This window comes from Silvania hatchlandensis, assembly GCF_025564065.1.
Taxonomy (GTDB): domain Bacteria; phylum Pseudomonadota; class Gammaproteobacteria; order Enterobacterales; family Enterobacteriaceae; genus Enterobacter; species Enterobacter hatchlandensis.
The window spans coordinates 205,106-219,895 of the sequence record NZ_JAMGZK010000055.1 but is presented as its reverse complement, the minus strand read 5'-3'; the positions used below and the strand labels follow the sequence as shown (position 1 = coordinate 219,895).

The window sequence follows — 14,790 nt, the reverse complement described above, 5'->3', positions numbered from 1 at the left end:
GCCGACGGCATCCGTCAATCAGTAAGCGTTGATGTCGCCTGTCAGGCCTTTCACCAGTTCAGGGCCTGAGCTGGTGCCCACGAGCTCCGCTCCCGCGATGAACATCTCTTTCATTTTTTCCAACGTGTTGACTTTACCGGAAACTTTTACCCGGCAAGGTGCCTGAATATTGGCTTTGAGAAGTCGAACATCTTCTGCCGTTGCCGCGCATCCCCCTTTGCCCCAGCCGCTGGATTGTTTCACCCAATCAATACCGGCTTCGTACGCATAACGGGTGGCTTTGATTTTCATCGCCTCTTCGGTGATAAACCCGAACTCCAGCATCGCCTTCACTTTCATCCCCAGATCGTGGGCAATGTGAGTGACCTCTTTCAGCTCGTTGAAGTAGCGGTCGTCCATGCCCCCCAGCAGGAAGCCCGGGTTTGGCGGGAAGTCGAATTCATCCGCGCCCTCTTTGGCCAGTTCACGCACCACGGCGACTTTCATTGCCGTGGTGTCGTTGGCCTGCGGGAAGTTAACGGTGGTCGCCACACGCACGCCGCTGCCTTTCAGAACGTCCTTCGCCACAGAGACCCAGCAGGGGGCGATCATCGCGGCGTCGAACTGATACTCCATGCAAATATTCAGGTGCTGAATCAGCCCTTCATAGGTCAAATCTGCGTTGACGTTAGTGAACTGGATGGCTTTGGCGACCTGGCGGGGATCATTGAAATCAATCATCTACATCTACTCCTGTTGGCTACGTTTATGCATTTCACTGTAGGCAGCCTCAACAAAAAGTGTGATAGCCAGGATTCCCGGCAATATGGACAGAATTTCCACGTCAATAAAGTTGTGAGCATGTTCAAAAATCTACCGCTGCTCTGGCGACAGAACATGTCTTTTTCCCCTTGCCATGCTTTGATGAATCAAGGGTCAGCGGCATTTTCTTGCTCAAATCGGAATCAGGTATGGATAAGCGGGTGCAACAAACACAGGTTCTGGCGAACTGGTATCGGGAATCAGACAAGTTTTCGACGTTAATGAACTACCAGATCCTGCGCGCGGGACATATTCGAACAGCCGAGAACTTCCGTGTCCGACGCCAGTCGGTGGTGGGGCATGAACTGATTTTTTGCCTGAACGGCAGCGGCTTTGTGCGGCTGGAAAACATCCTTTATGAGGTGCAGGCAGGGTGTCTGGTCTGGCTGCCCGTCCGCTGGCCGCACGAGCACTACCCGAACAAAAACGATCCCTGGGAGATATTATGGCTGCGCATTGATAGCGCAAAGCTAAGCAATATCATGCAGATACTGGATGTTTCGCAGAACCCTGTTTTTCAGTTCGATAACCCTGGGAAGATCACTGAGATTTATCACCATATCTTCAGCCTGATGCAGAGCCACACCTTAGTGACGGATGCCCAGTGCGACGAACTCTGCGCCCGACTGATCTGCACCCTGCTGGAGAACCGTAGCGCCGAGGCGACAAAATCCCCGGTGATTACCCATCGCGGGCTGGGACGGCTGATTTACCAGATCCACAGCCACTACAGCGACGACTGGGACATTGAGAAATTTATGCAGCACTGCCAGGTGAGCAAGTCCCAGCTGTTCCGTCTGTTTCAGACCACCTTTAACCAAAGCCCACTGAAATGGCTGAAGAACTATCGTCTGTCACAGGCGCGTCGACTGCTGGTTGAAACCCAGGAGACGATAGGTCGCATCTCGGGCCAGGTGGGGTATAACGATCCCCTGCATTTTTCCCGTGATTTTCATCGCGCGGTAGGATTATCCCCCAGCGAGTTTCGCCGCCGGGAGCAGCGGTTGGACTGGGAGCAAACCCAGGTGGAGCGCCTGGAGAAAGAGAGTGCGGAGGGTAAAGGATAAGGCGACGTCCACAGCGCTAATTATTACCCGGAGTGGGTTAAAAAAGGATGTTCTCGAACAGAATATCCCTATTGCCCATCAAATATAAAAACCTTTCTCAAGCGTATTATCGATTCACCTAAAAATAACCCCTAATACAAATATCCCAAATTGTTATTAAGATTAATCTAATGTTCTGGTAATTTGGGCTTTTCGTTACATTGAGATAACATTATCGACATGGAATTAACATGAATCTTAATTCCTTTTTTATTGTCGTGACCCATTTCAATATTTTTTTGCATCAAATCGTTTACTTTTGAATATGCAATATTGCTCTACCAATGCAGGCTGAACGAATGGTAAATAAATACAAACTACATGAGTTTTTGGATGTACAACGTCTTCAGACCCTGCAGGATAACTTTTCAAAATCAATGATGATCGCGCTGGTGGTGGTGGATGAAAATGGCGTTCCCGTCACCAGACCCAGTGGTTTTTCGGACTTCTGCGCACGCTCTCGCCTCAACCCTACGCTGACCCATCACTGCTATGAAAGCGACAAAGCCGGCGGGCGTGCGGCGATGCATGCCCGGGAACCGGTGGTGTACCGCTGCTACTGTGGTTTTGTGGAATTTGCCGTCCCTATCATGATTAACGATCATTACCTCGGTGCATTTATTTCCGGGCAGGTCAAGGTGGAAGAGGAAAAAGAGCGCAGTATTCCCTATATTCTTAATAACAATGAGATCTGGGAAGAAAATCCATGGTTGATTAATTTGCATCAAAATACGCGAAGAATGAACTATGAACGTTTTGAATCCACTGCCTCTACGCTATTACACGTTTCTTCATATCTGGTGGAACAGGCACACGCCAATAATATTCAACGTGAGTTGCGTAAAAAAGATCTTGAGCTGACCAATGAACTAAGAATGCGCGTTGAAATTGAGCGTTCGTTACATGAAGCAGAATTCAAAGCACTCTCTTATCAGATTAACCCGCATTTTTTATTCAACGTATTAAATACCATAGGCCGTCTGGCGTTTCTTGAAGATGCCCAGCGCACCGAAACCATGGTGCACGATTTTTCCGACATGATGCGCTATCTCTTACGCAAAAATAACCGTGGACTGATTACGCTGCGCAATGAAATGAATTACGTGAACAGTTACATGTCGATACAGAAAGTGCGGATGAGCGACCGCTTCGATTATCTGTACGACATCCCCGAAAAGTATCTGGATGTGGTCTGCCCATTTTTGATCCTGCAACCTCTGGTGGAGAACTTCTTCAATTACGTGGTTGAGCCGCGCGACACCAGCAGTCATCTATTGATCCGCGCCACCGATGACGGCCAGGATGTGATTATCGAGGTCACAGATAACGGCGACGGCATCTCGGGGGAGGCTATCGACCAGATTTTATCAGGCGATCAAAATCTACAAAAAGGCAGCATCGGCATCAACAACATAAAAAATAGATTAAAGCTGTTATTTGGTGAGAGCTACGGCCTGGAAATCATGAGCGCCAACAAGCCCAGGATGGGTACAACCATTAAACTTCGGTTCCCAATGCTGGAAGCCTGATAGCAGGAAGAGGACATATGTTTAACATTGTTATCGTTGAAGATGAGCCCATCGAGCTTGAATCACTGAAACGGATAATTTCCCAGTGCGTGGAAAATGCCGTCATTCACGAAGCCTCCACGGGCAAAAAAGCCATTCAGTTGATCGACCAATGTAACCACATCGATATGATCTTCGTGGATATTAATATCCCGCTGCCAAACGGCAATCAGGTTATTGAATACCTGAGGAAAAAATGCACTGACACCAAAGTTATCGTCACGACAGCGAATGATGATTTCAATATCGTGCGCAGCATGTATAACCTTAAAGTGAGTGATTACCTGCTGAAGCCGGTGAAAAAAAGCATTCTCATCGACACCATCAAAAAAACGCTTGAGGTGAACGAAGACGACAACGAAAAATCCCGGGCGCTAAAGCAAAAAGTGTTCACCATGATCGACGAATGCAGCTATGCCCCGTGGCACAGTCTTATTTTCGACATTATTAACGGCGCGTGTCATATCGACAGGCATAACGAGGACAAACGTAAAGAGGTTATCGATTTCCTGGAAGTCGTCAGTCAGTATACGACCGTACAGGGTGAAAAATTAGCGCCAACACACCGTAAAGTCACCGCCATGATAAAAGACATCAATCAGTACGGGGTCATGGACAGCCGTTATTTTCGGGTTATGATCGGCCTGCTGACCATTAGCGAAGAGCTGTTTGATTATGCATTTAAAAGCTATACCGGCAATATCGATTTTATTGAGCGGGCAAAATTTCACATTGAAAAAAACATCCTCAGAAATCTGACTCTGGACGACGTTGCGGCGAAATCGTTCGTCAGTTCCTGCTACCTGAGCCGGGCGTTCAAGAAAATCACCGGTATCGGATTCTCGAATTATATCGCCACGCGCAAAATCACTATCGCCAAATCGCTACTGCAGTTTAGCGACATGAAGGTCAATACCATTGCGCTGGAACTGGCCTATCAGGACTCCAACTACTTCTGCAGGATCTTCAAAAAAGAGACCGGCATGGCGCCCTCTGATTACCGGAAAATCGTTACACCGGAGGAGTCCGCAGCCCTGGCGTAATTTTGCGCTAGCCTGCAAATGAAAACAAAATAGTCCAACACACCCGCAAGATAGTTTACGCCCCCTTGTCTGGTTGGCCCCTAAGATAGGAATAAAATTTCCAGACAAGTGGCCTCGCTTTGAACGATTACCTGTTTACCTCCGAATCCGTTGCCGAAGGGCATCCGGACAAAATGGCCGACCAGATTTCCGATGCCATTCTGGATGCCATTCTCCTGCAGGACCCTTGGGGCAAAGTGGCCTGCGAATGCCTGGTCAAAACCGGTGTCGCTATCGTCGCAGGTGAAATCTCTACCCATGCCACGGTAGATATCGAGCAGATCGTCCGCAACACCATTAAAGAGATAGGCTACGATCATTCCCGGCTGGGCTTTGACGGCAATACCTGTGGCGTACTGAATATTCTCGGCAAACAGTCCAGCAATATTGCCGACGGTATTCGCGGTGGCTCTCCAGAAGCGCTGGGCGCAGGCGATCAGGGCATCACCTTTGGCTACGCCTGCGATGAAACACCACAACGGATGCCCGCCACGCTGGTTTACGCCCATCGCCTCATGGAACGTCAGGCACAGTTGCGTAAGTCGCAACGGCTGCCATTTTTACTGCCCGACGCCAAAAGCCAGGTCACCCTGCGCTATCAGGATAACCAGGTGCATTCTGTGGATACCCTGGTAGTGTCTACTCAGCACAGCCCGGATATTTCAATGGCGACACTGCGTGAAGCCGTTATCGAAGAGATCATTAAACCGGTTATGCCATCACATTGGCTCACCCCAAACACCCGTTTTCTGGTCAATCCAGCCGGGCCCTTTGTGATTGGCGGCCCGGTGGGCGATTGCGGTTTAACCGGGCGCAAAATCATCGTCGACACCTATGGCGGCGCGGCCCGTCACGGCGGTGGCGCATTTTCCGGTAAAGATCCGTCGAAGGTTGATCGTTCTGCCGCCTACGCCGCCCGTTACGTGGCGAAAAATATAGTCGCTGCCGGCCTCGCGTCGCGCTGTGAAATCCAGCTCGGCTGGGCCATCGGCCTGCCCCACCCCGTTTCCGTCAGGATCAACACCTTTGGTACGCAAAATGTGTCAGCGGAGGTGTTGCAGCAGGCGGTTAACCGTCATTTTGATCTCAGCGTCTACGGCATCATCAGCATGCTTGACCTGCTGGTCCCCCGCTATCGTAAAACGGCCTGCTACGGCCACTTTGGTCGCGACAGCTTTCCGTGGGAACGCACGGATAAAGCGGCGCTATTACGCGAAGACGTCGGCCAATAAGCCGATGCGCGCGCAGCACAATGTGAATTTATCTACAGGAGAAGAGTATGTCCGGGCAAAGTTTAGGCTTGATCGAAACCGTCGGAATGGCTGCGGCGGTGGAAGCTGCGGATGCCGCCATGAAATCCGCTAACGTCAGCCTGGTAGGCTATGAGCTCACCAAAGGCGGCGGGATGGTCACGGTGAAACTGGAAGGCGAAATTGGCGCGATGAATGCCGCCGTGGCGGCAGCCATCAGCGCAGCCAGTCGGGTAGGGAGCGTTTACGCCCACAAAGTTATCGCTCGTACCGCTCAGAATATTGAGCATATTATTCACTCCAGAGAGACGGTCGGCGTCGTCCAGCCAGAGCCTGAAACACCCGCGCCTGTGGCCGCACAGCAGGTTGAAGAAGTACCCGCCCAGACCATCCCGGTGCTGCATATTGATACATCTCCCGGCGCATCCTGCATGGATATTGCTGATGAAACGCCGCAAGACCCTATGAAGAAAGGGCCACGTCCAGGCCCGAAGAAAAAATAACGCGACCGGAAGTCAAAAAGCCGCACTGAATATTCGTTCAGCGCGGCTTTTTTTTATTCTGCGCAAAACAAAAAAACCAGCAGGCATCACCCACTGGCTTTTCTTAAACATCAAAGAACTACATTAACGGCATCAGCGTGAACAGCCCAATAGTCGCCAGCACGTTAACTGCTGTCGTCATTATGGCGATGGCCATTGCTGGCGGATCGATATGGGTATCCCCATGGATCAGAAAGATACGCGACATCAGTTCACCTAACAGCGCGCAAATAATACCGACAATGCCAGCCCATATCAGGCTGCCCGACAGCACTGCCGTCAGCGCGGCGGGCAGTGCGATGTGGTGCGATACGGGCACCTGGGTGTTGAAGTGCAAGAAGATCAGCGAAAACGCAGAAATACCGAACGCCAGCAGCGCGCCGTTGCCGCCGAACTTCAGTCCTAAAAACCCAGCCATCAGGCCGATGCCGAGACCCAGCACCGAAAGCTGCGGAATACGGCTGTGGTAAGGCATCCAGCATTTATCCTGCGGCGGATAGCAGTGACGTATCCCCTGCTCTGGCTTGCCAAACAGGCCCGTTTTGCCGAACATCAGTCGGCTAATTACCCCGGAGATCACCACCGTCAGCGCCACGGTATCGGTCCAGGCATTACCGGATGGGAACGCCGGGATCTGGTTCAGCCCCCAGGCGATAAGGTAACCACCTGCCCCGAAAATCCCCCCCACCAGCAGCACATCATAGGCCGCCAGCCCGCTCAGCCCTGCAGTAATATCGCGCCCGGAGCCCAGTTTGCCTCTCTTTGCCGCATAGGCCGTTGCCGCCACGCCTGCGGCAAAGCCGCCGGTATGCGGCCCAAACAGCCCAAACGGAAACGTAATAAAATCCGATGGCGCGCCGGTAATAATCTGCACTACCGCCATGGCGATCACCAGAAGCCCAACAAATTCAAAAGCTGCCAGCGCGCCAATCGCCGCGCCAAATATGCCGCCGCCGAAGGCAACGAGAATATCTAAGCTATTCATATAGCTCACCTCTGTAATAGGATTAAATTAAAGGACAACGTAGATTAAAATGCAGACTGGCTGCGGATAATTTTATAATTCGTGTAATATCACGTTTAAAAACTTAAAAAGCGCAGCATGATTGTGCCGCGCTCTGCTGATACCGTTAATTAACCACCGATATGACAGTTAAAGCCTAATGACTCAACCGTCGCTTTCAACGTTTCCATTTTGGTCTCGGCAATACTTTTTGCATCGCCCATCGAATATTGACGGCCTAATAAATTATATTTATTTTCGCCAAAGCTGTGATAAGGCAATAAATGAATGGTATCGACGTTTTGCATTAATCGGGCAAACTCGGCGATATTATGAATTTCCTGCGGATTATCGTTAACGCCGGGGATCACCGGAATACGCACCACCACTTTGGTTAAAAATGAAATGCGCAGCAGGTTTTCCAGAATCACGCTGTTTTTTACGCCGGTGTTACGCTCATGAACGTCAGGGTCGATCGCTTTGATATCGGTTAGCGCCAGGTCGACGTATGGAAAAACCTCGTCAATCACCGCCTTAGTGGTGTACCCGGTGGTTTCAATGGCGGTATGCCAGCCCTTGGCCTTACACGCTTTCAGCAGTTCACGGGCAAACTCAGGCTGCGCCAACGGTTCGCCGCCTGACAGGGTAATGCCCCCGCCGGAGCGACGGTATAAATTTTCTTCTTTTTCCAGCTCACGCATTACCGCCGTCACCGACATACGCTTGCCTTTCATTTCCAGCGCGCGTGTCGGACAGACGTCAGTACATTTACCGCACTGGATACAGCGGTCACGATCGATAAACCAGGTATTAGCGGTTGACAACGCCTGTTGTGGACAAACATCAATACATTTCCCACAGCGGATGCAATCATTCTTTTTGAATAACAATTCTGGCTGCGGACGTTGTGATTCAGGATTACTACACCATTTGCAGGAAAGCGGACAACCTTTAAAAAAAGGAATGGTGCGAATGCCTGGGCCATCATGCAAAGAATAGCGTTGAATATTAAAAATGACGCCTTCGGTTTCGTACTCAACTTTATTCATAACATCACTCTATATTAACTAGTCAAATTACCTTTCCAGGTAAAAATAGAAACCAGACAGTGTAAAAATGAATAATAACGGGCCAGATTGATTATCCTCTCTGGCCCGCGGGGTATTTACGACAGCTGTTGCTCAGTACGGCTAATGATGTCGTCCTGCACTTCCTTCGCCAGAACCACCCACTGGGCGCTGTAACCTGCCACGCGTACCACCAGATCCTGATGCTGCTCCGGGTTTTTCTGCGCTTCGATCAGCGTGTTGCGGTCAATAACGTTGAACTGGACGTGCATCCCTTTCTTATCGAAGTAGTTACGCACCAGGCCGCTGAAATTACGCAGACCATTCTCGCCAGCCAGTGAAGATGGCAGGAATTTCTGGTTATAGAGCGTACCGTTAGAGGCAATAAAGTGGTCAAGCTTGGCCACCGAGTTGGCTGCAGCAGTTGGGCCAAGGGTATCTTTACCCTGACGCGGTGACACACCATCTGCCAGTGGCTCTTTTGCCAGACGTCCATCCGGCAGCGCCGCAACGTCTTTCCCAAATAGCACGTTAGCCGAAACCGGGTAGATACCGGCCTGGAACTGGCCGCCACGCGGGTTGGTGTATTTCTCCACTTCCTGGCAGTAGATCAATGCGCATTGACGCGCCACTAAATCCACGTCGTCGATATCGTTACCGAAGCAAGGGGTGTTTTCCAGGATACGGCGGATTTCTTCGTGGCGGGACAAGGTACCGGATTGCGTCGGAGCCGCAGTACCGGATGTCAGTTGACGATAGACTTCGTTTTTAATCGCCGCCGGATCCAGCGCACCGTGCTGCTCAATGATGCGTTTCACCACATCATAAATGTCCTGCTCGTTAAGCGAGGTTTTTGCCGCCGGGCTATGTGGGTTGCTGCCCACCGCGTGGCCGAAGTTGCTATCCAGTGCGCTTTTCAGCTCGCTCAGAGATAATTTGCGATCTTCGAACACCTGCTTCTGGATGGCATACACAGAGTCGCCGGTGTCAGCAACACCAAACGCCTGTGGACCGGTGAAGTTGTAGATTGCACCGCCCTCCTGCAGGGATTTACCCCGGCCGATACAATCGTCGACCAGCGCAGACAGGAACGGCAGCGGGCAGCGCTCACCGTGGGCGATATCCACGCTATTGCAGGCTTCAACCAGTTGATGAACGAAGTGCGCCATTTGTTTCTGGAACGCGCTGTAGAAATCATCCATGCCGGTGTACTGAGTCAGTTCACCCGTTACCGGACCAAGCTGTTTGCTACCGACACGCCCGTTGTTAAGGGTGATTTCCAGCACTTTTGCTACGTTAAAGAACGCCGCATCATGCCAGCCTTCAGTACGGTGCGGTGCCTGCGGCTCCACACAGCCGATGATGCAGTAATCACGCGCGTCACGCAGCGATACGCCACGGTTTTGCAGCGCGGGGATGATCACTTCATCGTTGTACATCGCCGGAACGCCAAGGCCCATACGCACCAGCTCGCACGCGCGATACAGGAATGCATCCGGGGTACCCTGCCATACACGAATAGAGAAAGACGGTTGCGGCAAACGCACGTGTGCGGTCGCTTCCATACACATGTAGCTCAGATCGTTAGTCGCGTCGCGACCGTCTTCGGTCTGGCCGCCACAGCACAGGTTCTGGAATACGGCATAACCGGCGAACGCCTGGGCAGACACTTCGTCACGGGTTTTGTTAATGTCGTTGAGTTTGATCCAGCAGCAGTCGACCAGTTCCTGGGCGAATTCGCGTGAGATAGATTTGTCCGCCGCCAGATACGGATACATGTACTGGTCGTAACGGCCCGGGGAGATAGAGTGGCCGCTGGATTCGATCTGCAGCATGCTCTGGATAAACCAAAATGTCTGGCACGCTTCCCAGAATGTGGTCGCACCGTATTCCGGTACGCGGGTACAGTTCTGAGCGATTTGCTCCAGTTCGCGTTTACGGGTCGGATTGCTTTCCAGCTGCGCCAGACGGGACGCCTCTTCCGCATAGCGATGAGCAAAACGGATCGCCGCGTTGTAGCTTATCAACACCGCATTATAGAACTGCTCTTTTTTGATATAGCCAGGTTCGGTGCGGTCCAACGCGTCCAGCGCACGGGTGACTTCGTTAATGATGCCGCGAAAACCGATTTTCAGTACCTTGCCGTAATCGACGCTAACGTGACCGACACCCCCGAAGAAGTAGTTGCCCACGGTGAATACGCCGCTCGCCATACTCTCTTTGGTGCTTTCGGACATGTAAGAGGCGGCCAGAGAACTGGTGGTTTTACCCGGCCAGTATTTGAACGCTTCATGCAGATCCTGGGCGGTCTTTTGCGGAATAATGAACGGGTCGGCGACACGGTGCTCCATCGTCTCGAACTCTTTTTCCACCCAGTCGTAAGAGAATTCCGGGCAGATTTCAGTCGAGCGTGGATTAATCGTTACTGCACCCACAATTAATTCGTCCGGGCGAATCGTCACCGGTAATTCGTTAAATATTTTTTCAACCACTTTTGCACGGCGCATAATGGCCGGCAGTTGTTCCGTCTCTTTATATGCTTCGGTTGCCAGTACTGCGCGCTCTGATTCCACATACGGCTTTGCCGTCAGGATCATATTTTTAAGTCTTACAACACGGTCAGTCGGATTAGAAAAACCTTTCTCTAACATAGAAAACTCCCGAATATATTTTGATAACCTTGCGGCAGTGCCGGGGTATTAATGAATAATACTGATACCTATCTGAGCAATAAATTGACGTAATATTTCCGGATGCCCCATCCAGGTGGTCGCAGTGATGAGGTTGCCATCGACGACGGCCTCATCATCCGCAGCAGTAACCCACAGGCCACCTGCCATTTCCACCTCTGGTTTTACCGTAAAATACCCTGTCAATTTCCTGTCTTTTAATACCCCCGCAGCGGCCAGAATTTGTGGGCCATGACAAATTGCGGCAACAGGTATTGAGAAATTCATTGCATAATGTATGACATTCAGGACCGATTTATTTAATCGCAGGTATTCAGATGAACGCCCGCCTGAAATATATACACCGCAATATTCCTGTAACTTTATTTCGTCAAACGATGCAGTTAATCTAAAAAGGTGTCCGGGTTTTTCCGTGTACGTTTGGTCACCTTCAAAATCATGAATCGCAGTTTTAATAAACTCGCCGGTTCGTTTACCCGGACATACAACATCCACTCTGAAACCTAACATGCTTAATGCCTGCCATGGCACCATGACTTCATAGTCTTCAGAGAAATCGCCTGCGATAAGTAATATCTTCTTCATAAGCGAACTCTCAGAACGGGTTATCGTTTTCCTCAATGATTCGCATGGCTTCATGCACCGCCGCAACTTCACCAAAAATGGCCAGGGTGGTGATGTGCTGAGGGCAACTGCCAAAGATTTCCGAAACCACCACATTGGCACTTTTGCTGGCGACATCGGCATAAAAATAGAGATCCGGTACCGGCAGCATTAACAATCCAATAGCGTCGATGCGAATCAACTCCAGACGCGAACGAAACTCCCCTGGCATGCGCCGTTTCAGCATCGCCAGGATATCCGGGGTCGGCGCGTTTATGATCCGTGTTTTCATCTTTGAGTCACCCTTCGCAATGGTTAGCGAATATTCAGCGCTTCAACCATGACACAGCGACGATGCCGTGCAAAAGCGCGTGCTGACGTAAGCCCTTCACCGGTCGGCCCGGCAATCGTGAAGGTGGCATGCCCTTCGCCACCCACCCCGATCCCCGCATAGGAGGGACCATTTTTTACAAATATGGTGGTCTGGATCAGGCGCGCCATTTTGGTCAGCTTTTCGACGTTGGTAGAGTGCATAATCGCGGTATGTCGATTGCCGTGCTCCACTTTCACCGCCAGCTCGATAGCTTCATCAACGTTGTCGACACGCACCACCGGCAGGACCGGCATCATCAGTTCATGTACCACGAACGGATGGGTTTTCTCCGTCTCGATTAAGATGACTTTAATATCGTCACCCACCGTGATCCCCAGTTGCTGAAGGATATAGCGCGCATCTTTACCGACGAACCCGGTATTCGGCCCGGTGCCTTTTTCGTTAAGCACCAGGGTCTGTAACTGCTGAATCAGTTTCTTGTCGCACAGCAGATAAGCACCGCTTTTCTTCATGCAGTGGATCAGATAGTCAGCGACCTGATTCACCACAATCACCTCTTTTTCAGCCACGCACGGCAGGTTGTTGTCGAAGCTACAGCCCTTAATGATATCGCGGGCCGCTTTTTCGATATCCGCCGTCTCGTCCACTACGGCTGGCGGGTTGCCTGCGCCTGCGCCAATCGCTTTCTTGCCGGATGACATCACGGTTTTCACAATGGCCGGACCGCCGGTTGCCACCAGCATGTTGATACGCGGGTCGTTGATCATGGCGTTGGTGTTATCGATTGACGGTTTCGTCACCGTTACCACCATGTTTGCCGGTGCACCCAGCTCTGCAAGCTTGTTATTGATCAGCTCAACCGCGTACAGCGAAACCTTGCGCGAACGGGGGTGTGGGCTAAACACGACGGTGTTGCCCGCCGCCAGCATGCTGATACTGTTGTTAATGATGGTTTCGGTCGGGTTAGTGGTTGGTGTAATCGAACCAATTACCCCGAACGCGGAGTACTCGATCAGGGTTAACCCTCCGTCTCCGGTAATCGCGCGGGTTGCCAGGTCTTCAAGACCTGGCGTTTTCAGCGCTGCGACGCGGTTTTTGATCAGTTTGTCCTCATAATTACCCATGCCGGTTTCGTCCACCGCCATACGGGAAATGGCGCACAGCACCTCCTCCTGCAGGAAAATGTCACGAATGCCATTAATAAATGAGGTACGGTCTTGCATAGAACAGTGGCGATACTGCACCTGCGCCAGTACGGCTGCTGAAATCGCCTCGTCCATCGTTTCGAATGCGCCGGTTCCGGCATTCGCGACCGGAGAGGATGCACAGGCGGCGCGTCCGGAGGTTTGCTGCGCCAGCGCCTTAGCGACGATATCATCCAGGCTTTCAACCCGTGCCGCATCTGAGGTCGCGGGAACCGCAGCCGGGGCCGTATCCGGTGTTGCTTTGGTGAATTTGCTCAGAATGGTCGAGACAGCCTGAGCGATTTCAATATCATTCATCTTTAAATTCCTTACTACCGACCGCGTCGCGCGCGTCGTCACCCGATGCTTAGATATACGGCGTCGTGGTGGATTTAATTTCCGCTGGATCTAACGTGGAGAGCAGTTGCAGCCCCACTTCACGTGCGGCAATAACGGCCTGGCGTACCGCACCGGAATCACCGGAAAAGGTAAAGATCACTTCGTTACTGAAGCTGGTACCTTTCGACGGGCTGGCGTAGCCCACCGGGTCGATAACGGCGGATTTCGCCGCAGCGTCAGCAATCACCAGGCCTATCGCCGCAGGCGAGGCGCAGGTCATCCCGAAGGATTTACCCATTGGTGCACCGAGCGCTTTATGCAGCGCACTGCTGGCGCGCGCGGTGTATTGAAATTCGAGGTGGCCAGCCGGTGAGCCATACACGTCGCCCATGGTGCGTTCAATTTCTGAGAGCGCAACTTCAACCGCACGTCTGACGTCGGAAACATCAGACGCGCCGAAAATAATCAAACAACCGTGTCCACCGCCACCTTCAGTGTCGCGAGCCAGCTCGATAGAAATGATTTCACTGTTAGTGGCTTTGATGGCTTCATCAGCGGCAAAAATTTGCGGACCTGCGCCGGTACGCGCACCCAGAATACCGATAGAGCGATATTTCTTGTCGATATTCATAATTTCATGTAACTGATTATCGACATTGGCAATCACCAGGCCGATAGTGTGACCCAATGCAGTGCCGACAAATTCCGTAATTCCACAACCTGCGAAATGCGCGGCGGTTTTGGCCTTCGGTTTCGTGTCGGTTTGTTTATTCATTACGTCAGATATAATCTGCTCAACAAGATTATCTCTCATGATCAGTATCCTTTATTGTTATTAACCGACGGCCTTCGGCAGAATTTTTTCCACCTCAATGTGCGGGCGTGGAATAACGTGTACGGAGACCAGTTCACCCACTTTACCCGCAGCGGCAGAACCCGCGTCGGTAGCGGCTTTCACAGCACCCACGTCGCCGCGAACCATCACGGTTACCAGGCCAGAACCGATTTTTTCATAACCCACCAGGGTCACGTTGGCAGATTTCACCATGGTATCTGCAGCTTCGATTGCAGAAACCAGGCCTTTTGTTTCAACCATTCCTAATGCTTCTTGTTGCATACCAACCTCGATATTTCTGATAGAAAGAAAACGTGCACAGGAATAGAAATCCACAGATTCACCCTGTGCGTTAATTATTTACGCATGATGATACTAAGGTTATT

At 51.3% G+C, this 14,790-nt stretch carries 14 protein-coding genes; 5 read left to right on the top strand and 9 right to left on the bottom strand.

From position 1 onward, the window contains the following. Positions 1-18 precede the first annotated feature (18 nt). Positions 19-720 (bottom strand): deoxyribose-phosphate aldolase, encoded by a 702-nt coding sequence (gene deoC / locus M8014_RS21925; RefSeq protein WP_271284475.1) that lies wholly within the window; start codon positions 718-720, stop codon positions 19-21. A 242-nt stretch (positions 721-962) separates the two neighbouring features. Between deoC and M8014_RS21920 the strand changes: the two genes are divergently transcribed. From M8014_RS21920 to M8014_RS21900, 5 genes are all read left to right on the top strand, one after another. Beyond that, positions 963-1,868: an AraC family transcriptional regulator gene (locus M8014_RS21920; protein ID WP_271284474.1), complete on the top strand. Its 906-nt coding sequence runs from the start codon at positions 963-965 to the stop codon at positions 1,866-1,868. A gap of 338 nt (positions 1,869-2,206) precedes the next feature. After that, entirely contained in the window at positions 2,207-3,436 is a 1,230-nt protein-coding gene (locus M8014_RS21915; protein ID WP_418939624.1) for a PocR ligand-binding domain-containing protein, read from the top strand. 17 nt (positions 3,437-3,453) lie between these two features. Then, the gene (locus M8014_RS21910; RefSeq protein ID WP_271284472.1) at positions 3,454-4,518 is read left to right on the top strand and encodes a response regulator transcription factor; all 1,065 of its coding nucleotides are present in this window, start codon (positions 3,454-3,456) and stop codon (positions 4,516-4,518) included. 119 nt (positions 4,519-4,637) lie between these two features. Then, the gene (gene metK / locus M8014_RS21905; RefSeq protein ID WP_271284471.1) at positions 4,638-5,789 is read left to right on the top strand and encodes a methionine adenosyltransferase; all 1,152 of its coding nucleotides are present in this window, start codon (positions 4,638-4,640) and stop codon (positions 5,787-5,789) included. Between the two features lie 47 nt (positions 5,790-5,836). Further along, the gene (locus tag M8014_RS21900) at positions 5,837-6,310 is read left to right on the top strand and encodes a BMC domain-containing protein (protein WP_271284470.1); all 474 of its coding nucleotides are present in this window, start codon (positions 5,837-5,839) and stop codon (positions 6,308-6,310) included. A gap of 118 nt (positions 6,311-6,428) precedes the next feature. Here M8014_RS21900 and M8014_RS21895 read toward each other — a convergent pair whose 3' ends face one another. The 8 genes from M8014_RS21895 to grpH all read right to left on the bottom strand — a co-directional run bounded on the left by M8014_RS21895 (position 6,429) and on the right by grpH (position 14,686). Then, positions 6,429-7,334, bottom strand: coding sequence for a DUF7973 family transport facilitator (locus M8014_RS21895; RefSeq protein WP_271284469.1), 906 nt, complete (start codon positions 7,332-7,334; stop codon positions 6,429-6,431). Positions 7,335-7,483: 149 nt separating this feature from the next. Continuing rightward, positions 7,484-8,401 (bottom strand): glycyl-radical enzyme activating protein, encoded by a 918-nt coding sequence (locus M8014_RS21890; protein ID WP_271284468.1) that lies wholly within the window; start codon positions 8,399-8,401, stop codon positions 7,484-7,486. A 116-nt stretch (positions 8,402-8,517) separates the two neighbouring features. Continuing rightward, positions 8,518-11,070 carry a glycyl radical diol dehydratase GrpM gene (gene grpM / locus M8014_RS21885; protein WP_271284467.1) on the bottom strand — a complete coding sequence of 851 codons (2,553 nt, stop codon included), beginning with the start codon at positions 11,068-11,070 and terminating at the stop codon, positions 8,518-8,520. A gap of 48 nt (positions 11,071-11,118) precedes the next feature. Next, on the bottom strand, positions 11,119-11,694 hold the full coding sequence (locus tag M8014_RS21880; RefSeq protein WP_271284466.1) for a DJ-1/PfpI family protein: 576 nt from the start codon (positions 11,692-11,694) through the stop codon (positions 11,119-11,121). 10 nt (positions 11,695-11,704) lie between these two features. Continuing rightward, entirely contained in the window at positions 11,705-12,004 is a 300-nt protein-coding gene (gene grpK / locus M8014_RS21875; protein ID WP_271284465.1) for a propanediol utilization system shell hexameric protein GrpK, read from the bottom strand. 23 nt (positions 12,005-12,027) lie between these two features. Beyond that, a complete protein-coding gene (locus M8014_RS21870; protein WP_271284464.1) occupies positions 12,028-13,548 on the bottom strand; it encodes an aldehyde dehydrogenase family protein in 1,521 nt (506 codons plus the stop codon). Between the two features lie 49 nt (positions 13,549-13,597). After that, the gene (grpI, locus tag M8014_RS21865) at positions 13,598-14,383 is read right to left on the bottom strand and encodes a propanediol utilization microcompartment protein GrpI (RefSeq protein ID WP_271284463.1); all 786 of its coding nucleotides are present in this window, start codon (positions 14,381-14,383) and stop codon (positions 13,598-13,600) included. A gap of 21 nt (positions 14,384-14,404) precedes the next feature. Further along, positions 14,405-14,686, bottom strand: a complete 282-nt coding sequence (gene grpH, locus M8014_RS21860; protein WP_002438304.1) for a propanediol utilization system shell hexameric protein GrpH — start codon at positions 14,684-14,686, stop codon at positions 14,405-14,407. Positions 14,687-14,790 lie beyond the last annotated feature (104 nt).

What these genes read in the sequence shown, in the direction of transcription:
- M8014_RS21870 (WP_271284464.1), bottom strand. Translation starts at nt 13,548, where the DNA reads ATGAATGATATTGAAATCGCTCAGGCTGTCTCGACCATTCTGAGCAAA.
- M8014_RS21910 (WP_271284472.1), top strand. Translation starts at nt 3,454, where the DNA reads ATGTTTAACATTGTTATCGTTGAAGATGAGCCCATCGAGCTTGAATCA.
- M8014_RS21890 (WP_271284468.1), bottom strand. Translation starts at nt 8,401, where the DNA reads ATGAATAAAGTTGAGTACGAAACCGAAGGCGTCATTTTTAATATTCAA.
- grpK (WP_271284465.1), bottom strand. Translation starts at nt 12,004, where the DNA reads ATGAAAACACGGATCATAAACGCGCCGACCCCGGATATCCTGGCGATG.
- grpI (WP_271284463.1), bottom strand. Translation starts at nt 14,383, where the DNA reads ATGAGAGATAATCTTGTTGAGCAGATTATATCTGACGTAATGAATAAA.
- M8014_RS21900 (WP_271284470.1), top strand. Translation starts at nt 5,837, where the DNA reads ATGTCCGGGCAAAGTTTAGGCTTGATCGAAACCGTCGGAATGGCTGCG.
- grpM (WP_271284467.1), bottom strand. Translation starts at nt 11,070, where the DNA reads ATGTTAGAGAAAGGTTTTTCTAATCCGACTGACCGTGTTGTAAGACTT.
- grpH (WP_002438304.1), bottom strand. Translation starts at nt 14,686, where the DNA reads ATGCAACAAGAAGCATTAGGAATGGTTGAAACAAAAGGCCTGGTTTCT.
- M8014_RS21895 (WP_271284469.1), bottom strand. Translation starts at nt 7,334, where the DNA reads ATGAATAGCTTAGATATTCTCGTTGCCTTCGGCGGCGGCATATTTGGC.
- deoC (WP_271284475.1), bottom strand. Translation starts at nt 720, where the DNA reads ATGATTGATTTCAATGATCCCCGCCAGGTCGCCAAAGCCATCCAGTTC.
- M8014_RS21915 (WP_418939624.1), top strand. Translation starts at nt 2,207, where the DNA reads ATGGTAAATAAATACAAACTACATGAGTTTTTGGATGTACAACGTCTT.
- M8014_RS21880 (WP_271284466.1), bottom strand. Translation starts at nt 11,694, where the DNA reads ATGAAGAAGATATTACTTATCGCAGGCGATTTCTCTGAAGACTATGAA.